Genomic DNA, 24,651 nt, shown 5'->3' with positions numbered 1-24,651 from the left:
GATTGGGGGAACCACCTGGCAATCAAGCCTCGGCCTGATCAGTCGCGCCAGTCACAGAAGATGTGTGCATAGCGTAGCCAAGCGAGGGAGATGTCCGGCAGGACAGAGGGGGGCGCCGTCCCGCCTGCGTCTCAGATCTTCGATTGCTTAGAAAGAGCCTCGACGCTTTTCGCCAGCTCGGCCCCATCACCCATGACCCGCAGCGTCTTCAGCCGCGATGTGCCGCCGCCGACCACCGAAACGGCCGACACCGGCACACCCAGCGCCTTGGCCATCAGCCGTTCCAGCGCTGCATTGGCGGCGCCGTTCTCCGGCACGGCGCGCACGCGGGTCTTAAGGTGACTGCGACCGTCGGCGGCGGTCTCGACGCCGTCGATCCGGTCGAGCGCCGCTTTCGGCGTCAGACGCACGAAGAGGTCGATGCCGTTCTCGCGCTCCCGAAACGGCGGACTCATCAGCCGCCGGTCACGACCCAGGACCAGACGGTGGTGACCAGAAACTGCCGGATGAAGAAGATGATCAGCAAAAGAATGATCGGCGAAATGTCGATGCCGCCGAGATCGGGCATGAAGCGGCGGATCGGGCGCAGCGCCGGGTCGGTCAGCCGATAGAGCATATTGCCGACGGAACCGACGAACTGGTTGCGCGAGTTGACGACATTGAAGGCGTAGAGCCAGGAAAAGATCGCCGAAGCGATGATGATCCACCAGTAGATATCAAGCGCCATGACGATGGTCTGAATAAGGGCGATCATGCCGGTCTCCAAAATTGTCGCCGACATGTAGCCATTGCTTGGCGAGCGGGCAAGGCCCGCGGGCTTGGCGTGCGGGCAAGGCCCGCCCCACCACGGCGCTTGTGCCGGCCCGGTCTTTCGCCTTGACATCAAACGGCCGCGACCGATACAAGCCCATCCGCTGGAACGGGGCTGTAGCTCAGCTGGGAGAGCGCATCGTTCGCAATGATGAGGTCAGGGGTTCGATCCCCCTCAGCTCCACCAGCCAGCATCGCATGTACTTCTCATCGGCTTTTGCCTCCTCGCTCAGCATTTTGTGACTGCCGGATTTCGGGCCGCGTGCTTGGAACAAATGGCAGGGCAAGACGGTTCAGCTATACTTTTGAAGCTGATATTCCCCGGCCGGCTGGGTAAGCGGCGATGCTTGAGGAGTTCTCCATCATGAAGATTTCGTCCAGGTTCCGTTCAGTCGCGGTTGCGGCCATTGCTGCCGCCAGCGTCAGCATTGCCAGCGCCGCGCATGCCGACAGCGGTACGATCCGCTTCTCCGTCTACAAGGCGGCCTTCTTCATCGGCGGCTCCGGCGGCGAAGGCACGCTGACCTTCCATGGCAAACGGTATCCGATCTCGGTCGGCGGCATCTCGGGCGGCCTGGCCTTCGGCGCGTCCAAGACCTATTTTCAGGGCAGGGTGCGCCACATCCGACGAGCCAGCGATGTGACGGGCGTCTACGGCGCGGCCGGCGGTGGCGGCGCGCTCGGCAGAGGCGCCCAGGTGATCGTCATGACCAATGACAAGGGCGCCCAGCTCGAGCTCACCGGCCGGCAGGTCGGCCTGCAGGTCAACGCCGACCTCAGCGGCATGAGCATCGCGCTGAAGAGGTAGGAGCCCCGGCTCCGTCCGTTATTCCGGGACGGGCCGGTTCGGGCGCCGCCCGGGCGCGCAAAGATCGCGCCGGGCAGGCCAGACGGCGAGTTTCATCGACCTCTCCGCCGACCTGCCAGACCAATGGCGGGGTGTCCGCTCTGATGAATAGCGGGCCTGCAGGCATCCCGCTTGCCAATGAAGGGCGGCTCGCCTCAATCGTCCCAGTCATCCCAATTGTCTTCGTCCTGCGGATAGTCGGGAACAACCCGGATGATCGGCCGCGGACGCTGATAGCGCCAGTAATCCTCGTCCGGTAGCTGACGCTCATCGGTGCGGTAGGCAGGCCGGTCGTAGTGGTGGTGCTTCCAGTATTTATGCTTCTTGTGCGGCCGCACGCAGTAGCCGTCCTCGGTCAGGTAGGCGCATGTGACATGCGCCTGCTGCACCAGGCCATTTCTGGCCGGCATGCCAATCATTGGTGCCGCGTGGACCGCTGGCATCACCGCCAGCATGGTGCCGGCAAGGGCAAGAACAGACAATTTCATCGGCCTCTCCAACGTCTCCAGATTAAGGCCGGAAGAACGTCCCGATTGGGGACGATTTGCGGCGGCCGAGATCACTTTGATTTGCGGCCGCACATATGAGCGTTAGATCATGTGTATTAATTCGCCAGCTGATCGAGAAGCGTGTCGATTTCCCCTTTCTTTGGCGCTTCGGGCGAAGCAGGGGAGGCCTGCGGGTCGGCGAAAGCGGGTTCGGCCGCCGGCGCGGCGGTCTCTGCTTCGGCCTCGCCACCGGCGTTCGAACCTGGCGGCGCAGCCGCATTATCCGTCTTGCCGATGTCTGGCGCCACGGCGGGTTCCGGAGCCGCGGGCAGCGCCTTGGGCCGGGGCGCGGCGTTGCGCAGAAGATCGCCGATCAGATTCGCCGCTCCCTTGCCGGAACCGTCGCCGTTCGAGCCCGTTTGGCCCGGGATCAGCTTGTCGAGATTGAGTTTCCCGGTTGGCAGCCCAAGGCGGCTCAACATGTCCAGCGCGCCCTGCGGGTCTTTGGCCAATGCGCTCAGGTCCGGATAGGCCCGAGGCGAAAACAGCGGGCCTTGGACCACGATAGGCACACCGATGCCCTTCACGGCAACATCGCCTCCCTGCCCGGCAAGCGAGGCAACGACGCGGGGGTTGAGACGGATGTCGAGCGTCTGGTCGGCGAAGTCTATCTTGCCCGAGCCGTCCATTCGCACCAGCGGACCCAGCAGGCTGATGTCCGTCGTCTGCGCGACGCCGTTCTCGATGGCAAAAGAGGCGCCGAGTTCGGTGAACGTCGTCTTCTTGGTCTGATCCTGCTTGAAACCGCTGGAAAGCAGCCCGACCAGGTTGTTGTAGACCTCCGCTATGTCGATGCCCCGGAAGGCGCCGTCGCCGAATTTTGCCGCCGCCTTGCCGCCAAGGGAGCGGGCAAGCGATTTCGTAGTCTTTCCCGAGCCTGAAACCGCGACGGTCGCATTGAGCGTTCCTTCGATGCGGTCGAAATCCGCCGCGTCATGGAGCAAGGGAGCCGCGGCCGCGCCGGCGATCGCCGTGTTCAGGTCCAGGGACGCGGCATCGCCGGAACCGTCGGCTGTCATTTCCGCGGCAATCGTGCCGCCGTAGAAGGGACTTTGCGGCACGTTCAGGTGCGCCTTGCCATCGGCGATCACCAGAGTGGTCGCCACCGGCCCGGCGAAGACCTTTCCATAGCCGAGCTTGTCGGCCTGGATATCCACCTTGGCATCAATTCCCTTGAGGAAGGAGAGATCGATTGGCGCGTCGGTGGCGCCGTTCGGCTTCTGCGTTCCTCCCGTGGCAGCCTCGCCACCGCCGGCGAACGCCGCGAAGTCAAGCTTCGCGAATTTGAGCGACGTCCGGATGTTGAGAGGCTCCCCAAATTTCATCGAGCCCTGGCCCGACGCCTTGATCCCGTTCAAGGCAACAGCGGCTTTCTGAAAGGAAAGCTGTCCTCGCCCGGCGTCCACGTAACCTTTGAAGGCAAAGTCTCGCAGACCGTGGGAAGCACTCTGCCCCAGCCATTGCATGAGCTTGTCGACCGAGGCCGATGTGACCGAAACCTGACCCTTGAACGTGCCGCCACCCCCGGCAGCGCCGCTTATGCTGCCTTCGAGGTATTTGGAGGAAACCGAAAGGCTGATCGGCCCGGACGCATCGGCAACGGAGCCGCTGGCCAGAAAGGATGCAGGCGCGAGCTGGGACTTGAACGTCACGGCCTGTCCCCGCCAGACGAGCTTGCCCGTCAAATCGACCGGCTTGCCGACATCGTGAACCTTCGCGTCAAGATTGAGTCCGGTGATGTCGTCGGCCGTCCGGGCCTCGGCAAGTGCTGCAAGCGGAAGCTTGCCTTCCCGAATTCCAACCGTTCCCTGCAGATTGACGCTGCTGCGTATGCGCTCCGCGGTGAGTCCGCGAAAAGCGAACCCCATATCGGCGGTCAGCTTTCCGGACAACGGCACGGATTGTCCGGCCAGCTTCGCTATAGAGCCGACGTCCAGCCCCGAACTGGCAACATTGCCCCGTATGGTCGGTGGTGCTTCACCGACAATCGTCGAGGCTGTCGCGGTGAGATTTCCCGCATCGAGGCCGAAGTGCTCCAGCCTTGCCTCGAGATGCCCGTCATGCAGCGTTGCGGCGAGCTGCACGTCGGAAGCCCGTATCTTGCCGCCGACCAATTCATCGATGGCAACGCTGATGTCGGCGTCGAACGCAGAGAGCATCGCGAGGTCGGGCTCGCCGGAGCCGGCCGAAACCTTGCCCGCGCTGGAACCATCCTTTCCAATATCGCTCAAGGCGTCGATATCGACGCGCTTTGCCGCCAGGTCGGCGAAGAAGCGATGCCGCGCCCCGGGCTGAAAGAGCGCGTCCATCTGGAAGCTCTGGTCGCCGACATCGAACTTTCCGCCCTTGATCTGATAACTGCCGTTCCCGTTGAGCTGGATCTCTCCACTCGCATGCAATGAAGAGAATTTGGCAACCGGCGCCGGATCGAGACGCGCCTCGATGGCGATCTGGGCCGGCAGCCGTTTCAGGATCGGCCTCAAGGCGGAAAGGCTCCCGCTCATTTCAACGCGACGGCCGCCGCTGGTGCCGGCCAATGAAAACGAGACCTCCCGGTCGAGGTCCGGAACCCTCAGATCGGCGTCGATTGCTGTCACCTCAGCGGAATTGCCGGTCGACGCGCCTGAGGTGAGGGTGCCGTTCGTTATCGTCAGTTGGTTGATCGCCAGCCGCTCGAGCGTATCGACAACCGCCGCGAACGGATCGGCCTGTACATCCTTCGGTTCCGGAGCTGACGCCACGTTTGCCGAAGCCTTGAGCGCGATTACCGGATCCGCCAGCGCGACGGACTGTATCTCAAGCTTTTTCGACCATAGGGACGACAGCGTTATCGAAGTCGAGAACCGCGGAGCGGATATCGCGATATCGCCCGTGCCGGTCGAAAGCGAGATATCGTCCGCGACCACCGCCAGCTTGGGCAGCAGCGATAGTCTGACAGGTCCGTCCAGCCGAATTGTCATTCCGGTTGCGGCTGACAGTTGCCGGCTCAGTTCGGCACGAACCCAGTCGGTTGAAACAAGCGCGGGCAGAAGGAAAAGCAGCCCGACGACAAGAACGACGGCTACGGTGAGTGCAGCGACGATTTTTCTCACATCGACCAGCCAAAAAGATCGGAAGAATCAGTATCGTCAAACATACATGCTTCTGGCGCGCGACTGAATCCTGCCGAAACATGGGCCCCGCGCCGGACGAATTTCGGACTGTTCCGCGGAGCCCGTCGGCTCTTTCGTCGAGGTCTATCGCGGTCGCAGCCATTTGCACGCAAGTGTTTCCAGACGAAAGGGTTTGGAAACGGTCAGCCGGTTTCCGAGCCATTCGCGTGAAACAGACCGGGCGCATTTTTCCGGCACCCGCCGCCGACATATCAGCCATTTCAAATGGAGGACGTGCCAATGTCTGCGCTCGGAACCCTGCTTCGTTTGAGCCGCGCCATCATCCACGCGCACAACAACGCCAAGGTCAGAAACCTGATGGATGTCCCGCCGCCCGAAACCGGCAGAGACATGGGCCGGCATGTTTCGCCCGACGCCTCCAAAAAGGAGCCCGGCGCCATACACCCCGGAGGACGCTGACACAAGCGGAGTCTCGGACCGGCCTCGTCCCACTCACCTGGAGACTGGTGTTGCTTTGTGATTGCGTTGGCGCGCATAGGCCACGCAGGCGTCCACGGTGCTGACGCACAGCGCGTCACGGCTGTTCGGCAAGTTATTGTCGCCGGCATAGGCTACCTCTGCGACGTGGCCGTTGAGCATGCGTATTTGCGTATTGCAATAGCCGCCGGGGGCGACGTTGACCGACCCTCCGACCGCGGGAATCGCGCCCACGGCCATCGTCGGCACCGCGATACTGAGATTGCCGCGTTGCACGGTGCGCTGGTAGGTCCAAATCTGACCGGAAGGCCCCGTGTCGGCCGTCGCGGTCGGAAAGCCGGCGCACATGCGGACATCGGCCTCGCTGAGACCGACCATCTCCTTGCGGGCAGCGGCCGTGGTGGCGTCGACCTTGGCGATGCTCGACGTATCGTCGGGGATGACGCAGGACGACAGGATGGAGATACCTGCCGCAACAAAGGCAAGTTTTCGAATATGCAAGGATGTCATGCCGTCGGTCGGAGTTGTGTGCCGCCCCAGCGCCCTCCTCCCTACCTAGGCAATCGGCCAAACGCGTCAACCTGCGGAATGCCGACGCATCTCCACGCCGATGCGCTCATACCACCCGGAAGTAGCTCGTCATGCCGGTCTTCTGGTGCTCGATGATGTGGCAATGCAGCAGCCAGTCGCCGGGATTGTCGGCGACGAAGCCGAGCTGCACCTTCTCGTCGGGCTGAATGAGATAGGTGTCGGAGATTAGCGGCTGCACTGCCCTGGTCGATGACGACAGCACCTTGAAGCTCATGCCGTGCAAATGGATCGGGTGCGCGTGCGGGGTCAGGTTCTCCATGTCGATGATGTAGCTCTGGCCGAGCTTCAGTTCGGCGAGCGGCGCGGTCGGGTCCGGAGTGTCGCCCGGCCACGGCACTTTGTTGATCGCCCAGAAACTGTAGCCGAGCGAGCCGCAAATGCCGTCGGCCGCAACGTTCTCGGCCGTCGCGCTCAGCGCCAGGGGAATCCGCTTGGCGCTTGTCAGGTCCACCTCCGACACGGGATTGGCGTCAAGCGGGCCGAGATCGCGCAGATCGTGCTTGAGCGATTTGCCGACCGAGCGCAGCGTCGCCAGGATTTTCGGCTTGGTGCCCCTGACATCGCGCAGGCTGACGATCGCGCCCTCCTCGTCGGGCATGCGGATGGCAAGCTCCAGCCGCTGGCCAGGCCCCAGCTGCGAGGCATCCGGCGTAAAACGCTGCGGCACCGGATTGCCGTCGAGCGCGATGACCGTCGCCTCGGCGCCGTCGACGCGGAAGGCATAGATGCGGGTGACGTCGGTGATGGCCGCGCGCAGCCGCACCAGCCCGCCGGCCGGCGCATCGAATTGCGGCTGGCCCTGCCAATTGGCGGTGCGCACCGTGCCGAAGGTGCCGGCCTTGGCCGCGTCGCGCGGCCGGAACGGCTCGATGAACTGGCCGTCGTCGCCAAGCCGCCAGTCGCGCAGGTTGACGACCATCTCGACGTCGAAGATCGGGTCCTTCGGATTCTCGACCACGATCACCCCGGTCAGGCCGTGGCCCATCTGGACCAGCGTGTTGCAATGCGGGTGGTACCAGAAGGTGCCGGCGTCGGGCGGCGTGAATTCATAGTCGAAATTGTCGCCCTGATAGACATAGGGCTGCACCAGGAACGGCACGCCGTCCATCTTGTTAGGAACGCGGATGCCATGCCAGTGGATGGTCGTCGGATCATTGATGCCGTTGATCAGGCGCGCGGCAAACGGCTCGCCCTTTCTCATCCTGACGACCGGCGGCATGCCGGCCTCGCCGTAGGTCAGCACATTCTTCGTCGGCGCGCCGTCCATCAGCTGCGCCCCGATGCTTGCGGTCTTCAGGATCAGCGGGGCAGGCTTGGCGGCTGCAAAGCCCGCCAATCTGCCGACAGTCGCGGCGCCGATGCCGGCCAGGCCTGCGGCAGCTGTGGTTTTGAGAAGGGCGCGGCGCGTGAATGTCGTCATACGGTTTCCGTCGGCAGGATGCCTCGGCCGTTGGAATTGAGCTGAACCAGTGAGCCGCCTACCACCATCCGGCGCGCCGGCCTAGTGCGTTTCACCGTTTCATGGAAACGGCGAAACGCCCTATCTCCTTGTTTTCGCGCAATTCCGGACGGAAAACCGCCCACACTTTTCCTGGAATTGCTCTAGTCCCGCAGGCTGAAGACGAAGGGCGCGGTGCGGGTGACGCGGGCGCCGAGCTCCGCCGGCGGCGCCGGCACCGAGGCGCCCTGCAATGCGCCGAGCGCCGCACGGTCGAGATCGCCATCGCCCGAGGATCGCGCCAGCCGGGCCGAGACCACCCTGCCGGAGGTGTCGACCGTGAAGGTCACGCTCGGCGTGCCCTCGACCCGCCTGGAGCGCGCCGCGCTCGGATAGCGGGTGTGCCGCCTGATCCACGCCGCCAGGCTGGAATTCCAGCGCGACGGGCCGACGCTGGAGCGCGGCGCCCCATTCGAGGACTGCGGTGCTGCCGCCTTCGCCGCAGCCTTGGCGTCGATGCTGGCGGTGGTCGTCGCCTTTGGCGGTGGCGCCTTTTCCTTTTTCACCCGTTCTTTCGGCTTCTCGACCAGTTTTTTCTCGGCCTTCTTCCTGGCTTCGACCGGTCTCTGCGCCTTCATCTCCGCTTCCGCAGGTTTCGGTACCGGCAGGGGAATGACGACGTCCGGCGCGATCGCCTCGACAGGATCGGGCACGACTTCGTCCAGCGGCGGCCGCTCGCTCAGGGCAGCAACGGCCTGTTTGGCGGGAGCGGCCTGTTTGGCCTCCTGCGTGTCGTCGGTATCGAGGGGCTGTTCAGCGACGGGCTTGGTCTGCTCGGCCACCGGCGCCGGGTCGATCACCGATTTCACGTCGATGGGCTTTTCCGTCTCCTCCGCCGCATCGGGCGGCTCCGGTGTCACCGTGTCCGGCATCGCCGCCTCTTCCGGCACGGCGGGGGCGATGGCCAGCGGCGCCATCTCGACCGCCAGCGCCGGCGGCGGACCGCCGTCCTGCATCTCGGCGAAGCTCAGATTCTGCACCGCATAGGCAACCGCCACATGCGCGGCCAGAATGATCGCGGCGGCGCTCGTCCACAGGCCGGCCTCACGCGCGCCGAAGCGCGGCTGCGAAATGCGGGAAAGCGCGGCGACCGTCATGGCGCTGAGCCGTCACCCGGAGCCGACGCCGAGTTTGCACCAGTTGCCGGAGCTCCAGACTCGGCCGGTCCGCCAGCACTGCCCGACGTAGCTTCGAGCCCCACCAGCGCGACCTTGAGATAGCCGGCGCTACGCAGCAGGTTCATCACCTCCATCAGGTCGCCATAGCCGACCGTCCTGTCGGCGCGCAGGAAGATGCGCGTCTGCTTGTCGCCCTTGGTGCGGCTGTCGAGCACAGCGGCAAAGGCCGGGCGGGGCAGGCTGTCATTGCCGACCGCGAGCGTCAGATCGCTTCTCAGCGTAAGGAACAGCGGTGTCTCGGGCCGCGGCGCCGGCGTAGCCGTCGATCCGGGCAGGTCGACATCGACGTCGACCGTGGCGAGCGGTGCAGCGACCATGAAGATGATCAGGAGCACCAGGATGACATCGATGAACGGCGTGACGTTGATGTCGTGGCTTTCCTCGAGATCGTCGCCGGAGGTCTCGCGAATGCGTGCCGCCATCGCCGCTACTCCGCCGCCATGGCCGTCGCCTGCGGCACGGTGCGGAAATCGAGGTCGCGACTGACCAGCCGCTCGACGCCGGCGGAAGCGTCGGCGAGGATCTGCCTGTAGCCGGCTATCGAGCGTGCGAAGACGTTGTAGATGACGACCGCCGGAATGGCCGCGACGAGGCCCATGGCGGTGGCAAGCAACGCCTCGGCGATGCCGGGCGCTACGACGGCGAGGTTGGTGGTCTGCGCCTGCGAGATGCCGATAAAGGCGTTCATGATGCCCCAGACGGTGCCGAACAGGCCGACGAAGGGCGCCGTCGAGCCGATGGTGGCGAGCAGGCCGGTACCGCGCGACATGCGCCGCGCTGCCGCCGCCTCGATGCGCGCAAGCCTGGAGGCGACGCGTTCCTTCAGGCCGTCGCCGGAGGCATGATCGAGCGCGCCGGCCGATAGCGCCCGTTCTTCTTCTGCCGCCCGCACCAGCAGCGCGCCCGGGCCGCCGCTGCGGCCAAGCTCCCGGCCGGCCTGCATCAATGTCGCGGCGTTGCCGATCGCATCGGCGGCGCGGCGGGCCCTCAGCTTGCCGCCCAGGACCTCCAGCGACTTGGCGAGCCAGATCGTCCAGGTGACGAGGGAAGCGAAGGCCAGCCCGACCATCACCGCCTTCACGACGATGTCGGCATTCATGAACATACCCCAGGGCGACAGGTCATGCGGCAGCGTCAGCGAGATGGAAGGCTCTTCGCTCGTGGCGCCGTTCGCAGCCGGCCGAATGCCTGGATCGATCGACGTGGCGGCGGACGCCTGCGCCGGGGGCGTCTGCAGGGTTGGAGCGGCCGGCGCCTGCTCGACCGGCGCAGGCGATCGTCCCTGCGCCGCGGCGACACCAGCCGAAAGAATGAGCGACGCGGCCAGCGCCGCCAAGAGGCTGTTTCGGGACAAGGCTCGTCCTCGCTTCATCGTTGCAATGCGGCGGCCGCCATACAGACAGGCGCAGGGCGAGCCGTGCCGGTTGACTATGAAACATGAGTTTGTGAGTCAACTATAAAGATGACTATGCTGCTCCACAATTCATAATGTGCCTATGCCCGCCTGAGCACGCTGCGGGCCTGGACCGCAAGACGGTTGCCGGGCACGATGCGCATGGAGCAAGAAGAGCAGGCGGCCGATGATCAAGGCGATACCCTTCGACTTTCCCTATGACGGGAGACTGGAGCCGCAGCACACGGCGCTGCTGACGATCGACCTGCAGGAGGATTTCCTCTCGCCGACCGGCTACTTCGCCAGGAAGGGCTACGATCCGTCGCCGCTGCGAGCCATCCTGCCGGCGGTCAACCGGCTGATTGCCGCGGCCCGCGCCGCCGGCCTCACCATCATCCACACCAGGCAAGGCTATCGCGCCGACATGGCCGATATGACGCCTTACGAAAGATGGCGTCGCAAACGGGCCGGCCTCGACGGCACCGATGTCCTGCTGCGCTCCGGCCCAGGTTTCCAGATCGTTTCCGACATCGAGGTGGCGCGTAGGGACATCATGATCGACAAGACCTGCAACAGCGCCTTCACCCACACGGATCTCGAGCTCATTCTGCGGGCGCGCGGCATCACGCATCTGATGTTCACCGGCTGCACGACGGATGTCTGCGTGCACACGACGTTGCGCGAGGCCTGCGACCGCAACTTCCAATGCCTGACGATTTCGGACGCCTGCGCCAGCGGCGACCAATATGCCCATGAAGCCGCGCTGCATATGGTGACGGTCGAGGACGGCGTCTTCGGCGCGCTGGCGGACTCGGCGGCCGTCATCAGCGCGCTATCACGGCTCGCGGGTGTGGCGAGCTGAGGATTTCGGGATTGCGCGGATCGCCGGGTTCCGGCCATCCGATATCCTTGCGGATGTCGAGTGGCAGCAGATAAAGCGTCCGCGCTGCCCGATAGCGGGTACGGGTCGCGGTGTATTCGGCCGCGATGCGAGCGATGGATGACAGGATCGACATTTGCTTCTCCCTTGGTTGATGCCGGGATGGCAACCCGGCACTCACCAAGACGAAACGCGGATGGCTTTTGGAACGCGAGGATAAATTTTTCTGAACTCACGGGCGCGGCGGCCGCTCGATATAGGTCCATGGCAGCGTCCGGATCGCGAACTTGATTGATTGCCGAAAAACTTTTGCATGTACCGTTCCGTTTTCGGTTCGGAGTTCGTCTTGAGGGTCGTAACGGGTGCGAGAGCCAAGACGGCCTCCGCCATCAGGACAAACGGAGCCAAGCCATGTCGACCACAGTGACCTTGATCAACGTCTTCACCGCCAAGCCGGGCAAGCAGCAGGAACTCGCCAACACGCTTGCCGAGGGCACGAGGAGTTTCTTCAGCAGGCAGCCTGGCTCGCTGTCGTCATCCGTGGTCGTCGGCGGCGACGGCAGCAAGGTGGCCAACATCTCGCAATGGCGTTCGGCGGACGACATCGCGGCCTTCCGCGGCGATCCCCGCTTCGGCGAATACATGAAGAGCATCGTCGAGCTCGCCTCCGGCGAGACCATGATGGGCCACACGACTTATTCCCATACGGGCGGGGTGGAGAACTGAAGCAATTCCAGGAAAAGTGTGAAACGGTTAGGTTCGGCGCCTTCGCCGACCTTCTGTCCGGAATTGCGTCAAACAAAGAGGTAGAGCACGCGTGACCGGTTCGCACGATCAGTCCGTTGCGGCGACCGAAACCAGGCTTCGCGCCTTCGAGCGCGATGCCGCTTCGCTGAGAGCCAAGCTGCACCGCTACGCGTCGCGCATGGTTGGATCGGTCATCGATGGCGAAGACATCGTCCAGGAGGCTTTGGCAAAAGGCTTCGTGGCGATCAGGAATGGCGACATGCCCGACAAGACCGAGCCTTGGTTGTTTCGCATCGCGCATAACGCCGCCCTCGATTTCCTGCGCAAGCGCGCCCGCCTGCGGGGGCGCGAAAGCGAGGTCGAGCTCGACACGATCGCCGACCAGAACTCGGCGCTGGATGCTCGCATTGCCGCCGAGGCGAGCCTGGCCGAACTGATGCAACTGCCGCCGGCGCAACGATGCACGGTCGTGCTGAAGGATGTGCTTGGACACAGCCTGGAAGAGATCGGCGAAATCCTCGAAACTTCCGAGACCGCGATCAAGGGCGCGCTGCAGCGGGGTCGCGAGAGCCTGCGCAAGCTCGCGGCCGCGCCGCGCATCGCGCCGCCCCGCCCGGCGCTCGACCAACAAGACATGCGGCGCCTCGGCGACTATGTGGCCGCCTTCAACGCCAGGGACTTCGATGCCCTGCGCGGCCTGCTGGCCGAGGACGTCAAGCTGGAGCTGGTCAACCGCCTGCGCGCCGACGGCAAGGAATATGTCGGCAATTATTTCGGCCGCTATGCCGACGAGACGCATTGGCATTTCACAACTGGGCTTGTCGAAGGCCGGCCAGCCATCCTGGTCACCAGCCCGGAGCGTCCGGACGGACCGCCGCGCTATTTCATCCTCATCGATTGGGAGAACGGCCGGATCGCCGGCATCCGCGACTTCCTGTTCGCGGATTATGTGATGGACGGCCTGGACTATTCCGACGCGGAGCGACCTTAGTCTAGGACGCGCAGTGTTGCGCAAAAGGGTGCGAGGCTAACGCACCCGGCTGCGGGACCTCCGTCTCGCGTCGCGCCAGCGAATTCGCGACCAGCGCGATCGTCTCGCGCCCGATGCGGGCGATCTCGCCCAGGCGGTCGATGCCGCCGATCATGAATTCCTCGACGCCCAGCGCCGCATAGGGCAACAGCGCCAAGGCGAGCCGCGCCGGCGGCCCGGCAATCTCGACCGCCTTGTGATCCGAGGCGCCCGTCCAGCCGTCCGGGTGGATGCGCACCGGAAGCGCGAAACGCAGCCTGCCGCCGCGGCCGTGCTCAGCGGCGGCGCTGCGCGCGCGCTCCATCAATTGCCTCACCTCGTCAGGCGAACCGGCGGCCAGCTCGAAGACATCGGCATGCTTGCCGGCGACCTTCAGCGCGGTGCCCGACTGACCGCCGAGCCGGATGACGAGATCGGCGCCGTGCGGACCCTTGCGCGGCACGAAGCCGCCGCGCACGCTGTAGAAGGCGCCCTCATGGTCGAAGGGCCTGTCGTTCGACCACAGGCGCTTCAGCAGCACCAGATATTCGTCGATGCGCTGCCACACGACGCTGTGGCCGACCGGTCGCGCCTCGGCATCGCTGTCTTCAAGCGGCTCGCTCAGCATGCGAAGCGACAGACGCCCCCCGCCTCTGCGGTCGAGCACTGCGAGCTGCCCTGCCGCCACCGTCGGCTCGATAACGCCGGCCCAATGCGTCAGCACCACCTCCAGCGAGCCGGTGCGGTCGAGCGTCTGCGCGGCGATGTCCATGTTAGTGAGCAGGCCGGCCGGATCGTCCACCACCAGCTTGCGGAAACCGCAATCCTCGATCAGCGACAATTTGGTCGCCGTCTCGGCGAAATCATAGAAAAAGCTGCCATTGGCAGGCTTGTCTGGAACATGCGTGAACTCGATTGGCATTGCCATCTCCTCCATCACGTTGGGCCGCCCCGCTCCGAACCCCCGAGTCAAATCCATCTCGTCGGCGCGCCACAGCGCGCCGGCCTTCTTCAGCTCCGATTACACAACTCAGATTTTTGGACGGCGGGGCCTTTGTCTTTACGCAATTCCGGGCGGAAAACAGATCGCACTTTCCTGGAATTGCTCTGGCCCCGGCTCAGTCAGGGGATGATCCCGAAAACGACGGCGCCGGTGAACACGAAGGCAAGCGCAAAGACGAGATAGGCGAACGTGCCGCCATAGGCGGGCCTCCAGCTCTGGTCGGCGGCAAGCCTCTGGCCTTTGCGTTGGGCGTTCTGAATGTAGGACATGGTCGATCCTCCGTCGCGACCGTTAATCTATAAAGTTAGTAGACTTTGTCGATTGCTATTTTTGAGCAGTTTCTGGAACAAATTTTTGGGAAGGATGCAATCTGTGGTTTTTCATTCTCGCCCGGTAGCGGCATACCCGGTTCCAGGTTCTTCGTTCCAGAACGGCCAGGCGCTCGACGGAGTGGGGGTCGACCCATGGCGCGGTGCAAGGAGATTCGTGCGCCGAGTGCCCTTTCGCTCGCGGCGGTTGCGAGGTGGTTCCCCCACTCCGCCGCTGCTTCGCAGCGCCACCTCTCCCTCCGGAGGGAGAGGAAAGGGCGCCGCCCCCTAACGCTCCTCCCGTCGGAACGGCTTCAGCAGCGCCGAAGGCGCCACCGCGTTGCGCGACATGAAGGCCATGGCGACGATGGTGAAGATGAAGGGCAGCATCAGGAAGGCTTCGTAGGGGATGTGGCCGAGGCCGCTCGCCTGCATCCTGAGCTGCAGCGCGTCGACGAAGGCAAAAAGCAGCGCCGCGCCCGCCGAGCGCCAGGGATCCCAGCGGCCGAACACGACCAGCGCGATCGCCACCCAGCCGCGCCCGGATACGACGCCAAAGGTAAAGGCGTTGAACTGCGCCATGGTGAGGAAGGCGCCGGCAAGGCCCATCAGCGCGCCGCCGAGGATCACCGCCTGGAAGCGCGTGGCAATCACGCTGACGCCGGCCGAGTCCGCCGCGCGCGGATTCTCGCCGACCATGCGCACCGACAGCCCCCATGGCGTGCGGTAGAGCACGAAGGCGGCGAGCGGGATGGCGATGATCGCCAGATAAACCAGCGTGAACTGGCTGAACACCGCCGGGCCGAGGATCGGGATGTCCGAAAGCAGCGGGATCGGCACCGGCTTGAAGCCGTCGATGCTCGGCGGCACCGATTGCTGGCCGAAGATCAGCCGGTAGAGGAAATAGGCAAGGCCGGATGAGAACAGCGTCACGCCGATGCCGCAGACATGCTGGCTGAGGCCCAGTGCCACGGTGAACAGCGCATGCAGCGCGCCCATCAGCGCCCCGACCAGCACGGCCACCAGTACGCCCAGCCACAGATTGCCGCTAAGGCTCGCCGCGGTGAATCCGGCCATCGCCGACAGCAGCATGATGCCTTCTATGCCGAGATTGAGCACGCCGGCGCGCTCGGAAAACATTTCGCCAAGCGTGGCGAAAGCGAGCGGCGTGGCGATGCGGATGATGGCGGCGAGGAAGCCGACCTGGAAGATCTGCTCGAACACCGCGCTCATGTTTGCGCTCCCACGCGGCGGATGCGGTAGGCGGTGAAGAGCAGCGCCACCAGCATGGCCAGCAGGGCCGTGCCCTGGATGACGTCGCTCAAGAAAGCCGGCACGCCGGTGGCGCGCGACATCGCCTCGGCGCCGGTCATGACCGCGGCCAGGAAGATCGCCGCCGGCACCACGCCGAGCGGGTTGAGCCTGGCGAGCATGGCGACGACGATGCCGGAATAGCCGTAGCCCGGCGAGATGTCGCTCATCACCTGGAAGTGCACGCCGCCGACCTCGCCGACGCCGGCCAGCCCGGCCAGCGCGCCGGAGAGCAGCGCGGTGGAAAGCAGCACGCGCTGGACGTTGATGCCGCCATAGCGCGCCGCTTCCGGGTTCTCGCCGGTGACGCGGATGCGGAAGCCGAGCGTGGTGCGCGCGATCAGGAACCAGCAAAGGGGTGCTGCGATCAGCGCCACGACGACGCCGAGATGCAGCCTTGTGCCTTCGATCAGCACCGGGAAATTGGCCGAGTCCTCGATCGGCGGCGAGATCGGGTAGCCGGAGAAGGTGTCCTTCCACGGCCCTTCGATCAGCGCCATCAGCGCGTAATAGATGACCGAGTTGAGCAGCAGCGAGCTGACCACATCATCGACCTTGAATTTGACGCGCAATGTCGCCGGCACCAGCGCGACGAGAGCGCCCGCAGCCGCGCCTACAAGGGCCATCAGCAGCATAGCGAGATAGCCCGGCATCGGGATGGCGCCGACAAAGCAGCTTGCCACCGCGCCGGCGAGCAGCTGGCCCTCGGCGCCGATGTTCCAGAATTTGGCGCGGAAGGCGATTGCCACCGCCAGGCCGGTGAAGATCATCGGGGCGGCGCGCACCAGCGTCTCGGTGATGGCGTAGCTGTCGCCGAGGGATGCAGACAGCATCACGCCATAGGCTTCGACGACGCCGGCGCCTGCAATCGCGATCAGGCCGCTGCACAGGATCAGTGTGGCGGCGATGGCGACCAGCGGCAGCGCGAGGTTGAACCAGGCGGGCGTCGACGTGCGGGCTTCGAGGCGGAACATCAGGCGTGCCCCTCCGCGCCGGTCATCATCAGGCCGAGCCTTGCGACGGTGGCATCCGCGCTGGGAAGCGTGCCCGCGATGCGGCCCTCATACATCACGGCTATGCGGTCCGAGAGCATCAGCAATTCCTCGAGGTCCTCGCCGATGACGATGATGCCGCAGCCCTTGGCGCGCATGGCGAGGAATTTCTCGTGGATGAAGCGGGCAGCGCCGATGTCGAGGCCGCGCGTCGGCTGCGAGACGATCAGCACCTTGGGGTCGAAGGCGAGCTCGCGCGCAAGAAGCGCCTTCTGCAGATTGCCGCCGGACAACGCTCCGGCGCGCACCATCGGTCCGGGGCAGCGTATGTCATAGGCCTTGATCTGTTGCTCGGCGAAGGCGCGGATGGCGGCCGGGTTGAGCAGGCCCTTGCGGCTGAAGGCCTCGGTGCCGATACGCGGCAGCACCATGGAATCGGCTAAAGGCAGGTTTGTGACGAGGCCGGTGGTCATCCGGTCTTCCGGGATGCGGCCGAGGCCGAGCGCCTGCAGCTCGCGCGGCGAAAATTGCATCACCGCTTTGCCGGCTATCATCATGGTGCCAGCCTTCGGTGGCAGCATGCCGGAAATGACGTCGGCGAGCGCACGCTGGCCGTTGCCGGAAACGCCGGCGATGCCGAGGATCTCGCCCGCACGGACGAAAAGCGAGACCTCGCGCAGCGGCGTGCCGGCATGAGCGGAAGTGGATATGCCGTCGAGCGTCAGCACGGCGGCGCCGGGCGTCGAAGCCTGCTTGACCGGCGGCACGATCTCGTGGCCGCACATCAGCTTGGCCATTTCCGCCGACGTGGTGCTTGCCGGATGGTCGACGCGGCCGGCGACCTTGCCGTTGCGCAGGACGACGCAGCGATGGGTGAGGGCCCTGACTTCGTTGAGCTTGTGCGAGATGAAGATGATGCCGAGCCCTTGCGCCGCCATAGAGCGCAGGGCGGCGAAAAGGCCATCGACCTCGCTCGGCGCCAGCACCGCCGTCGGCTCGTCGAGGATCAAAAGCCTGGCGCCGCGAAACAGCGCCTTGATGATTTCCAGCCGCTGCTGCTCACCGACCGACAGTGCCGACACCGGCAGGTTCGGATCGAGGCTCAGCCCATATTGCCGGCTGATTTCGTCCAGGCGGGCAAGCCCGCGAGCACGGTCGATGCGACCGGACCTGCCGGCAATGCCGATCAAAAGGTTTTCCAGCACCGTAAGGCGCGGCGCGAGGTGGAAATGCTGGTGCACCATGCCGATGCCGGCGGCCAGGGCGTCGGCGGAATTGTGGATGGCAACGGGCCTGCCTTCGACCAGGATCTCGCCGGCGTCCGGCGCATAGGCGCCGAACAGCACGTTCATCAGCGTCGTCTTGCCGGCGCCGTTCTCACCGAGCAGGCCGAGAATCTCGCCGGGCGCGACGCTAAGGTCGACGGCCTCGTTCGCCTTGACGGCGCCGAAGCTCTTGGTGATGCCGCGCATTTCGATGAGTGGGGCGGACAAGGGTGCTCCTGACTTGCGATCCGGCCAATCGCGGAGGGCAGCGCTGCACCCCCCTCTGGCCTGCCGGCCATCTCCCCCTCAAGGGGGGGAGATCAGATGTCACGGCGGCCTTCGCCAATCTCCAGCGCGGCAAGGCTAGCGGAGCGCCTGAGCTGCCAATCTCCCCCCTTGAGGGGGAGATGTCCGGCAGGACAGAGAGGGGGGCCTCGCGCCGCCCCAGGCGTCAATCCGAAACCGGCGTGTTCTCGTCGACGTCGACGCGGAAATTGCCTTCGAGGATCTCGGCCTTCTTCTTCTCGACCAGGTCCTTGACGTCCGCCGGCAGCGTCTTGTCGAACTTGTGGTAAGGCGCCAGATAGGAGCCGCCCTTGGCCATGCGCGAGAAATCGCCATAGTCCTGCGCGGTGAAGACGCCGGCCTTGACCAGCTTGATCGCCTGCTCGACCGTCGGGTACATGTCCCACACCGGGCCGGTGATGACCGTATCCGGCCCGAGGCTGGACTGGTCGGACATGTTGGAGATGGCAAAAATCTTCTTCTCGACCGCCGCCTCGATGACGCCGAAGCGCTCGGCATAGATGACGTCGACGCCGGCATCAATCTGTGCCACGGCCGCTTCCTTGGCCTTGGGCGGATCGAAGAAAGAGCCGATGAAGGCGACCTTCTTCTTGACGTTCGGGTTGACCTCCTTGGCGCCGGCGAAGAAAGCGTTGACCAGCCGGTTGACCTCCGGAATGCCCATCGCCGCCACGGCGCCGACCGTGCCCGATTTCGACATCTTTCCGGCGATCATGCCGGAGAGATAGGCGGGCTCGTGAATCCAGTTGTCGAAGACACCGAAATTGGGCTCGGCCGGACCGGCGCCGGAGCCGAACAGCCACGCGGTCTTCGGGAATTGTTTGGCCGTGCGGCGCGACTCGCGCTCGGCGGCGAAAGCGTCGCCCAGCACCAGCTGGTAGCCCCCTTGAGCATATTCGCGCATCACGCGGCTGAAGTCGGCGGTCTGCACCTTTTCCGACCATTTGTATTCGATGCCCAGCTCCTTCTCAGCCTTCTGCAGGGCGACGTGGATCTGGTTGTCCCACGGCTCCTCGATCGGCGTGGCGAAGATCGCCGCCACCTTCAGCTTCTTGTCCTTGGCGAAGGCCGCGCCGGGCAGTGCAGCCGCCGCTAGGCCGAGTGCGCCGAGTTCCAGCACGTTGCGCCGCGACAGGCCGGCGCGTTGCGTTTTGCTACGTTCGTTTTCCATTGAAGTGCCCCTCTGTTCGACAGCCGTGTCGAGCCGGCCGTTCCAAAATGTCAGACACCCGGGACTATGGAACGGCGCCTGAGATTTGTCCACATGGTCAAATTTGATGGGGACGCCTGTGCGTTCGTCATCCCCGGGCGGAGCAAGGAGCGTAGCGACGCAGCGCAGACCCGAGGATCCATGCCGTGACCTCGACGCTGCTCAACGGCGCAGAACCAGCGACGGCTGCGCCAATGCCTGTTCTGGACCGTGGCATTCTTCGTCTGATCGAACGGCATGGATTCCAGGGTCTACGCTTCGCTTCGCGCTGGAATGACGAATTGCCGGGCGTCGCCCACTTCCCAAGCCCCCGTCTCGGCAAACCGCCTCAACGCCGGCGCCGGCTCGAAGATCGGCCGGCCTGTGCGCTCGTGCCAATGCTCCAACCGCTCGACGATCTTCGCCGCGCCTGCGACCCCGGCCCAGAACATCGGCCCGCCCTTGCCGATCGGGAAGCCGTAGCCATCGACCCAGACGACATCGATATCGGACGCGCGCGCGGCGATGCCTTCCTCAAGAATCTTGGCGCCCTCGTTGACCAAGGGATAAAGTGTGCGTTCGAGAATCTCCTCGGCGCCGATCTCGCGCCGCGCAATTCCAAGCTCCGCCGCCTTCGCCCGGATCAGCGCCTCGACGTCCGGATCGGCAATCGTCTCACGCGAGCCGGTCTCGTAACGATACCAGCCGCGCCCGGTCTTCTGGCCGAAATGTCCCTCTTCGCACAGCGCATCGGCGATCACAGCCTTCTGGCCGCGGGCCTTGCGGTTGCGCCAGCCGATATCGAGGCCGGCGAGGTCGCCCATCTGGAACGGCCCCATCGGCCAGCCGAAATCTGTGAAGGCCCCATCGACCTGGCTTGGCGTCGCGCCTTCCAGCAACAACGCCTCGTTTTCGGCGCCCCGCGCCGACAGCATGCGGTTGCCGACGAAACCCTGGCAGACGCCGACGACGACCGCGATCTTTCCGATGCGCCGGGCGAGATCGGCGACCGTCGCCAGCACTTCTGGCGCGGTCTTCTCGGCGCGCACGATCTCCAGGAGCTTCATGACGTTTGCCGGCGAAAAGAAATGCATGCCGAGCACGTCTTGCGGCCGCGACGTAGAGGCGGCGATTTCGTTCACGTCGAGATAGGAGGTGTTGGTGGCGAGGATGGCGCCGGGCCTGGCGACCGCATCGAGCCTGCCGAACACCTCCTTCTTGACCGCCATGTCCTCGAACACGGCCTCGATGATCAAGTCGCAATCGACGAGATCGGCGTAGTCGGTGCTGCCCTTGAATAGGCCGAGCCGCTGCTGCTTCGCCTCTTCGCTCAACGAGCCGCGGCTGACCGAGACGGTGTAGTTCTTCTCGATCGTCGCCAGACCGCGCCGCAGCGCTTCCTCGCTTGTCTCGAGCAAAGTCACCGGGAGACCGCCGTTGGCAAAGGCCATGGCGATGCCGCCGCCCATCGTGCCGGCGCCGATGATGCCGACGCGTTCGATCCGGCGCGTCTGCAGATCCTTACCCGGTATCTTCGCCGCCTCGCGCTCGGCAAAGAACAAATGCCGCTGCGCGCGAGACTGGTCGCCGGAAACGAGTTTTTGGAAAAGCTCCCGCTCGGCCGCGAGCGCTGCGTCGAACGGCAAGGTAATCGCATTACGCACGGCTTCGGCGCAGGCAAGCGGCGCGTCCAGTCCGCGGGCTTTCTTGGCCAGATCGGCGGCTTGGCGGTCGAGGGCACCGAGGTCGGTTCCGGCAAGGCGGTCGTCGCGGTCACGCACCGGCAAGAACGGTCCGCCTCGATAAACCATTTCGTGGGCGAAACGAACCGCCTCTGCCAACAGATCGGTGTCGACAACCGCATCGGCAAGACCGACGGCCTTCGCCTCGCCGGCCGAGATCGGGCTGCCCGAGACGATCATGCCGAGCGCTTTCGCGGCGCCGATCAGGCGTGGCAAACGTACGGTCCCGCCGCCGCCCGGCAGCAGGCCGAGCTTTACCTCCGGCAGGCCGAGCTTGGCGCCGGCATCCACGACGCGAAAATGGCAGCCCAACGCCAGTTCCAGCCCGCCGCCCAGCGCTGTTCCGTGAATGGCGGCGACCGTCGGCTTGGCGATGGTTTCCAGCAGGGTGATGATGGCGCGCAGTTCCGGCTGCTCGACCGGCTTGCCGAATTCGGTGATGTCAGCGCCAGCGACAAAGGTGCGGCCGGCGCAGGCGATGACGATCGCGCTCGCGGCGGGATCGTCGCGCAAAGCGGTGAGCGCCTCGTAAAGCGGCTTGCGGACATGAAAACTCAGCGCATTGACCGGCGGGTTGTCGACGGTGATCACCGCCACCCCGTTCTCGTTCGCAACGCTGACAGAGCTGGACAAGCGGACCTCCCAAGACCGGCTGCAACCGCGCAAGGGTTTACTAGGCAGCGACCCGAATGGGAACCCGATCCGGCCCTGGCCCAATTGTTGGCGAGGCCCGGTTAGTTGTCCACGCGGCCGAAGGGCGGCACGTCGCCGATCACCTCGCGCTTGTCCTTGCCGCAGGCGAAGGTCTTCGCCTTGTCGTCGGCGAGCTTGCGCGCCTGGTCGTTGGCCTGCGGATTGCCAGTGGCTAATACCAGGCCGATCGTGCAACCTTGATGCTCTTCCGGTTGCGCCACCTTGGCGACGACCAGCACATCGGTCGATTTCTTTTCGTCCTCAGGGTTGCTGACGGAGCGGCGGTGGATGGCGGCGAAGGGGATGACGACGTCGCCATTGGTCTCGATGCGCCATTCGACTTTCGGTCCGGAGCCGTTGAACGCGGTAAAACTCTCCCAGACCGCAGTCATGTCGTCGGACGGAAAGCCATAATAGACGGATTCGCGCGCATCGTCATAACCGATCAGCACCGGGTAGCCGCGATAGCCGGAGCAAGCGAGGCTCGCCCAGTCGCCGTCGCCTTCCGCGGCCTGCGCGTAGGTCACGCAGTCCTTCTTCCAGTCGAGATCGGTATAGGCGCTGGAGATGGCGCCGGCTTGGGCCGGCTGGCAGAAACCGGCGAGGGCAAGCGGGATCAGAAGAGTGCGCATCGCCGACAACTCCATTTCGAGCTGCCCGAGCGTAACGTCAATCGCTATTTCTTCAAGCTGGCTTCGATCAAGAGATCGGCGTTGCGGGCGACTGCCGCCGCCGGTCCGCCAACGCCAAACAACTGACCGCTGATATAAGCGCCTTCGATGAGCAGCAGCAGGCCGTCACCCAGCGTATCGGAATCGGCGGCGCCCATTGCGGCGGCCATGGCGCGCAGGCGGCGGCGCAATTCGACTTTGTTATTCTCGCTCACTACCCGCGCGGGATGGCCGCGCTCGGGATATTCCACCGCAGCGTTGGTCATGCCGCAGCCGCGATAGTCCGGCTTTTGCGTGCGTTTGCCGACGCGGGTCAGGAAAGCGATGATCTGGGCGCGCGGATCGCCCGGATGCGCGTCGACCGCTTCGTCGAAGCGTTCCCAGAATTCGAGGTCGTATTTGCGCAGATAGGAGGCGGCGAGCTCATCCTTGGACGGGAAGCTGCGGTACAGGCTCGGCTTGGTGACGCCGGCACGCCTGACGATCTCGTCGACGCCGATCGCCCTTATCCCCTCGCGGTAAAAGAGGTCGCGCGCCACGTCCAGGATCTTGTCTGCCGCCCTCGGAGCAGGGGGCTCGCTGATCGACGCTTCAATTTTATTGTCGGATGGCATTCAAACAACTCGCTTGACAATGTTACTGACCGGTACGTATGTATGGCTTCACTCCATTGCAACGTACCGGTCAGTAACATGATAATCCAGTCCCGTCCGTTTGGCCAGCGCTACGCATTCGTCGTCGTTGCCGTCATTTTCCTGTGCCTGCTGATCGCGGCCGGGCTCCGTTCGGCGCCCTCGGTGATGATGGTGCCGCTGGAGGAAAGCTTCGGCTGGCATCGCGACGTAACGTCCTGGGCCGCCAGCGTCGGCATCCTGCTCTACGGCTTGACCGGACCGTTCGCCGCCGCGCTGATGGAACGTATTGGGCTGCGCCGCACGCTGCTCGGCTCGCTGCTGGTGATGTCGGGATCGACCGCGCTTAGCCTGTTCATGACTGAGCCATGGCATCTTTTCATCACCTGGGGCGTGTTTTCCGGCATCGGTTCGGGCGCGGTGGCGAGCGTGCTTGGCGCCACCATCGTCAACCGTTGGTTCAAGACCAATCGCGGCTTGATGATGGGCCTGATGTCAGCCTCCAGCGCCACCGGCATGCTGGTGTTCCTGCCGCTCATCGCCTCGCTGGCGCAGAGCGGCGGCTGGAAGCCCGTGGCGATTGCCGTGGCGCTGGCCACCGCCGCGCTGATACCCTTCGTCTTGCTGCTGGTGCCCGAGCGCCCCGCTTCGATCGGCCAGGTTCGTTATGGCGCCGATGCCGACGACGTGCCGCCGGTGTCGCCGGCATCGCAGGGCAATTTCCTGGCGCACACGCTGAACACGCTGCGCCGCGCGGCGGGCACGCGGGTGTTCTGGTACCTGTTCGCCACCTTCTTCGTCTGCGGCTTCACCACCAATGGCCTCGTCGGCACGCATCTCATCGCCTTCTGCGGCGATATGGGCATCGGCGAGGTGCAGGCGGCCGGGCTGTTGTCGATGATGGGCATTTTCGACCTGATCGGTACGACGTTGTCCGGCTGGCTCACCGACCGCTTCGATCCGCGCAAGCTGCTCGGCATCTATTACGCGGTGCGTGGGCTGTCGCTGATCTACCTGCCCTATTCCGGCTTCTCGGCGACCAGCCTGGTCATCTTCGCCGTGCTCTACGGGCTCGACTGGATCGCCACCGTGCCGCCGACGCTGAGGCTTGCCAACGAGGCGTTCGGCGACCGCAGCGGACCGATCGTGTTCGGCTGGATCGTCGCCGGCCACCAGGTCGGCGCAGCCGCGGCCGCGGCCTTCGGCGGCACGATGCGCGAGCTGCAGGGCAATTACGAGCTGGCCTTCCTGATTGCCGGCATGACTGGTATCGCGGCGGCTTGTATCTCGCTGTTGATCAACACGAGCAGGCCGGCCTTCGGGCCGGAGCCGCAGGCGGCTTAGGCGCGACTTTCCCTTCTCCCCTTGTGGGAGAAGGTGGCCGCGAAGCGGCCGGATGAGGGGTGCTCCAGGGAACACCGACGCCTCACTCCGCTGGAACACCCCTC

24 protein-coding genes, 1 tRNA gene and 2 pseudogenes are annotated in these 24,651 nt (G+C 64.9%); 7 read left to right on the top strand and 20 right to left on the bottom strand.

Annotated features, from left to right (window positions below):
- Positions 1-131 precede the first annotated feature (131 nt).
- A complete protein-coding gene (locus tag LB515_RS15125) occupies positions 132-455 on the bottom strand; it encodes a DUF167 family protein (protein WP_224708192.1) in 324 nt (107 codons plus the stop codon).
- Entirely contained in the window at positions 455-754 is a 300-nt protein-coding gene (locus LB515_RS15120; RefSeq protein ID WP_135888880.1) for a YggT family protein, read from the bottom strand. The genes LB515_RS15125 and LB515_RS15120 overlap by 1 nt, the downstream gene beginning before the upstream one ends.
- 167 nt (positions 755-921) lie before the next feature.
- On the opposite strand from LB515_RS15120, the gene LB515_RS15115 reads away from it, so the two are divergent.
- Both LB515_RS15115 and LB515_RS15110 read left to right on the top strand, forming a co-directional pair.
- Positions 922-997: transfer RNA gene (locus tag LB515_RS15115), tRNA-Ala, on the top strand.
- Between the two features lie 177 nt (positions 998-1,174).
- Positions 1,175-1,618: a hypothetical protein gene (locus LB515_RS15110; protein ID WP_224708191.1), complete on the top strand. Its 444-nt coding sequence runs from the start codon at positions 1,175-1,177 to the stop codon at positions 1,616-1,618.
- A 194-nt stretch (positions 1,619-1,812) separates the two neighbouring features.
- On the opposite strand, the gene LB515_RS15105 is transcribed toward LB515_RS15110, so the two are convergent.
- The 3 genes and pseudogenes from LB515_RS15105 to LB515_RS28330 all read right to left on the bottom strand — a co-directional run.
- Positions 1,813-2,145 carry a hypothetical protein gene (locus LB515_RS15105; protein WP_224708190.1) on the bottom strand — a complete coding sequence of 111 codons (333 nt, stop codon included), beginning with the start codon at positions 2,143-2,145 and terminating at the stop codon, positions 1,813-1,815.
- 116 nt (positions 2,146-2,261) lie between these two features.
- On the bottom strand, positions 2,262-4,514 hold the full coding sequence (locus tag LB515_RS15100; protein WP_224708196.1) for an AsmA-like C-terminal region-containing protein: 2,253 nt from the start codon (positions 4,512-4,514) through the stop codon (positions 2,262-2,264).
- 501 nt (positions 4,515-5,015) lie between these two features.
- A pseudogene (locus LB515_RS28330) lies at positions 5,016-5,297 on the bottom strand (AsmA family protein); the annotation flags it as partial.
- Between the two features lie 300 nt (positions 5,298-5,597).
- On the opposite strand from LB515_RS28330, the gene LB515_RS15090 reads away from it, so the two are divergent.
- On the top strand, positions 5,598-5,777 hold the full coding sequence (locus LB515_RS15090; protein ID WP_181174778.1) for a hypothetical protein: 180 nt from the start codon (positions 5,598-5,600) through the stop codon (positions 5,775-5,777).
- 33 nt (positions 5,778-5,810) lie between these two features.
- Here the strand turns inward: LB515_RS15090 and LB515_RS15085 are convergent, their stop codons facing one another.
- The 5 genes from LB515_RS15085 to exbB form a co-directional block, all read right to left on the bottom strand.
- Positions 5,811-6,305, bottom strand: a complete 495-nt coding sequence (locus LB515_RS15085; protein ID WP_224611022.1) for a hypothetical protein — start codon at positions 6,303-6,305, stop codon at positions 5,811-5,813.
- Positions 6,306-6,411: 106 nt separating this feature from the next.
- Entirely contained in the window at positions 6,412-7,806 is a 1,395-nt protein-coding gene (locus tag LB515_RS15080) for a multicopper oxidase family protein (RefSeq protein WP_224708189.1), read from the bottom strand.
- A gap of 182 nt (positions 7,807-7,988) precedes the next feature.
- Positions 7,989-8,981, bottom strand: coding sequence for an energy transducer TonB (locus LB515_RS15075; RefSeq protein ID WP_224708188.1), 993 nt, complete (start codon positions 8,979-8,981; stop codon positions 7,989-7,991).
- On the bottom strand, positions 8,978-9,484 hold the full coding sequence (gene exbD, locus LB515_RS15070; RefSeq protein WP_224708187.1) for a TonB system transport protein ExbD: 507 nt from the start codon (positions 9,482-9,484) through the stop codon (positions 8,978-8,980). The genes LB515_RS15075 and exbD overlap by 4 nt, the downstream gene beginning before the upstream one ends.
- Before the next feature lie 5 nt (positions 9,485-9,489).
- A complete protein-coding gene (exbB, locus tag LB515_RS15065) occupies positions 9,490-10,416 on the bottom strand; it encodes a tonB-system energizer ExbB (protein WP_224708186.1) in 927 nt (308 codons plus the stop codon).
- Between the two features lie 226 nt (positions 10,417-10,642).
- Between exbB and LB515_RS15060 the strand changes: the two genes are divergently transcribed.
- The gene (locus LB515_RS15060) at positions 10,643-11,317 is read left to right on the top strand and encodes a cysteine hydrolase family protein (protein ID WP_224708185.1); all 675 of its coding nucleotides are present in this window, start codon (positions 10,643-10,645) and stop codon (positions 11,315-11,317) included.
- Here LB515_RS15060 and LB515_RS15055 read toward each other — a convergent pair.
- A complete protein-coding gene (locus LB515_RS15055; RefSeq protein ID WP_224708184.1) occupies positions 11,280-11,471 on the bottom strand; it encodes a hypothetical protein in 192 nt (63 codons plus the stop codon). The genes LB515_RS15060 and LB515_RS15055 overlap by 38 nt on opposite strands.
- Before the next feature lie 275 nt (positions 11,472-11,746).
- Here LB515_RS15055 and LB515_RS15050 point away from each other — a divergent pair, with 275 nt between their 5' ends.
- On the top strand, positions 11,747-12,061 hold the full coding sequence (locus LB515_RS15050) for a putative quinol monooxygenase (RefSeq protein WP_224708183.1): 315 nt from the start codon (positions 11,747-11,749) through the stop codon (positions 12,059-12,061).
- Between the two features lie 91 nt (positions 12,062-12,152).
- A complete protein-coding gene (locus LB515_RS15045; RefSeq protein WP_224708182.1) occupies positions 12,153-13,073 on the top strand; it encodes a sigma-70 family RNA polymerase sigma factor in 921 nt (306 codons plus the stop codon).
- A gap of 1 nt (position 13,074) precedes the next feature.
- Here the strand turns inward: LB515_RS15045 and LB515_RS15040 are convergent, their stop codons facing one another.
- The 9 genes and pseudogenes from LB515_RS15040 to LB515_RS15000 all read right to left on the bottom strand — a co-directional run bounded on the left by LB515_RS15040 (position 13,075) and on the right by LB515_RS15000 (position 23,185).
- Positions 13,075-14,013, bottom strand: a complete 939-nt coding sequence (locus tag LB515_RS15040; RefSeq protein WP_224708181.1) for an LLM class flavin-dependent oxidoreductase — start codon at positions 14,011-14,013, stop codon at positions 13,075-13,077.
- A gap of 200 nt (positions 14,014-14,213) precedes the next feature.
- Positions 14,214-14,363 carry a hypothetical protein gene (locus LB515_RS15035; protein ID WP_140544253.1) on the bottom strand — a complete coding sequence of 50 codons (150 nt, stop codon included), beginning with the start codon at positions 14,361-14,363 and terminating at the stop codon, positions 14,214-14,216.
- Positions 14,364-14,690: 327 nt separating this feature from the next.
- Positions 14,691-15,635: an ABC transporter permease gene (locus LB515_RS15030; RefSeq protein ID WP_224708180.1), complete on the bottom strand. Its 945-nt coding sequence runs from the start codon at positions 15,633-15,635 to the stop codon at positions 14,691-14,693.
- Positions 15,632-16,687, bottom strand: coding sequence for an ABC transporter permease (locus LB515_RS15025; RefSeq protein ID WP_224708179.1), 1,056 nt, complete (start codon positions 16,685-16,687; stop codon positions 15,632-15,634). Before LB515_RS15025 ends, LB515_RS15030 begins: the two co-directional genes overlap by 4 nt.
- Before the next feature lie 239 nt (positions 16,688-16,926).
- Positions 16,927-18,177, bottom strand: a pseudogene (locus LB515_RS15020) (ABC transporter ATP-binding protein); the annotation flags it as partial.
- 244 nt (positions 18,178-18,421) lie between these two features.
- Positions 18,422-19,447 (bottom strand): BMP family protein, encoded by a 1,026-nt coding sequence (locus LB515_RS15015; protein WP_224611007.1) that lies wholly within the window; start codon positions 19,445-19,447, stop codon positions 18,422-18,424.
- Between the two features lie 290 nt (positions 19,448-19,737).
- Entirely contained in the window at positions 19,738-21,840 is a 2,103-nt protein-coding gene (locus LB515_RS15010) for a 3-hydroxyacyl-CoA dehydrogenase NAD-binding domain-containing protein (RefSeq protein WP_224708177.1), read from the bottom strand.
- A gap of 101 nt (positions 21,841-21,941) precedes the next feature.
- The gene (locus LB515_RS15005) at positions 21,942-22,532 is read right to left on the bottom strand and encodes a hypothetical protein (protein WP_224708176.1); all 591 of its coding nucleotides are present in this window, start codon (positions 22,530-22,532) and stop codon (positions 21,942-21,944) included.
- A 44-nt stretch (positions 22,533-22,576) separates the two neighbouring features.
- Entirely contained in the window at positions 22,577-23,185 is a 609-nt protein-coding gene (locus LB515_RS15000; protein ID WP_224708175.1) for a TetR/AcrR family transcriptional regulator, read from the bottom strand.
- Between the two features lie 78 nt (positions 23,186-23,263).
- On the opposite strand from LB515_RS15000, the gene LB515_RS14995 reads away from it, so the two are divergent.
- Positions 23,264-24,547 (top strand): MFS transporter, encoded by a 1,284-nt coding sequence (locus LB515_RS14995; protein WP_224708174.1) that lies wholly within the window; start codon positions 23,264-23,266, stop codon positions 24,545-24,547.
- Positions 24,548-24,651 lie beyond the last annotated feature (104 nt).

This window comes from Mesorhizobium sp. CA15 (assembly GCF_020165215.1).
Classification (GTDB): Bacteria; Pseudomonadota; Alphaproteobacteria; order Rhizobiales; family Rhizobiaceae; genus Mesorhizobium.
Note: the sequence above shows the minus strand (reverse complement) of the source record. Positions and strands in the feature narration are given on the sequence as shown.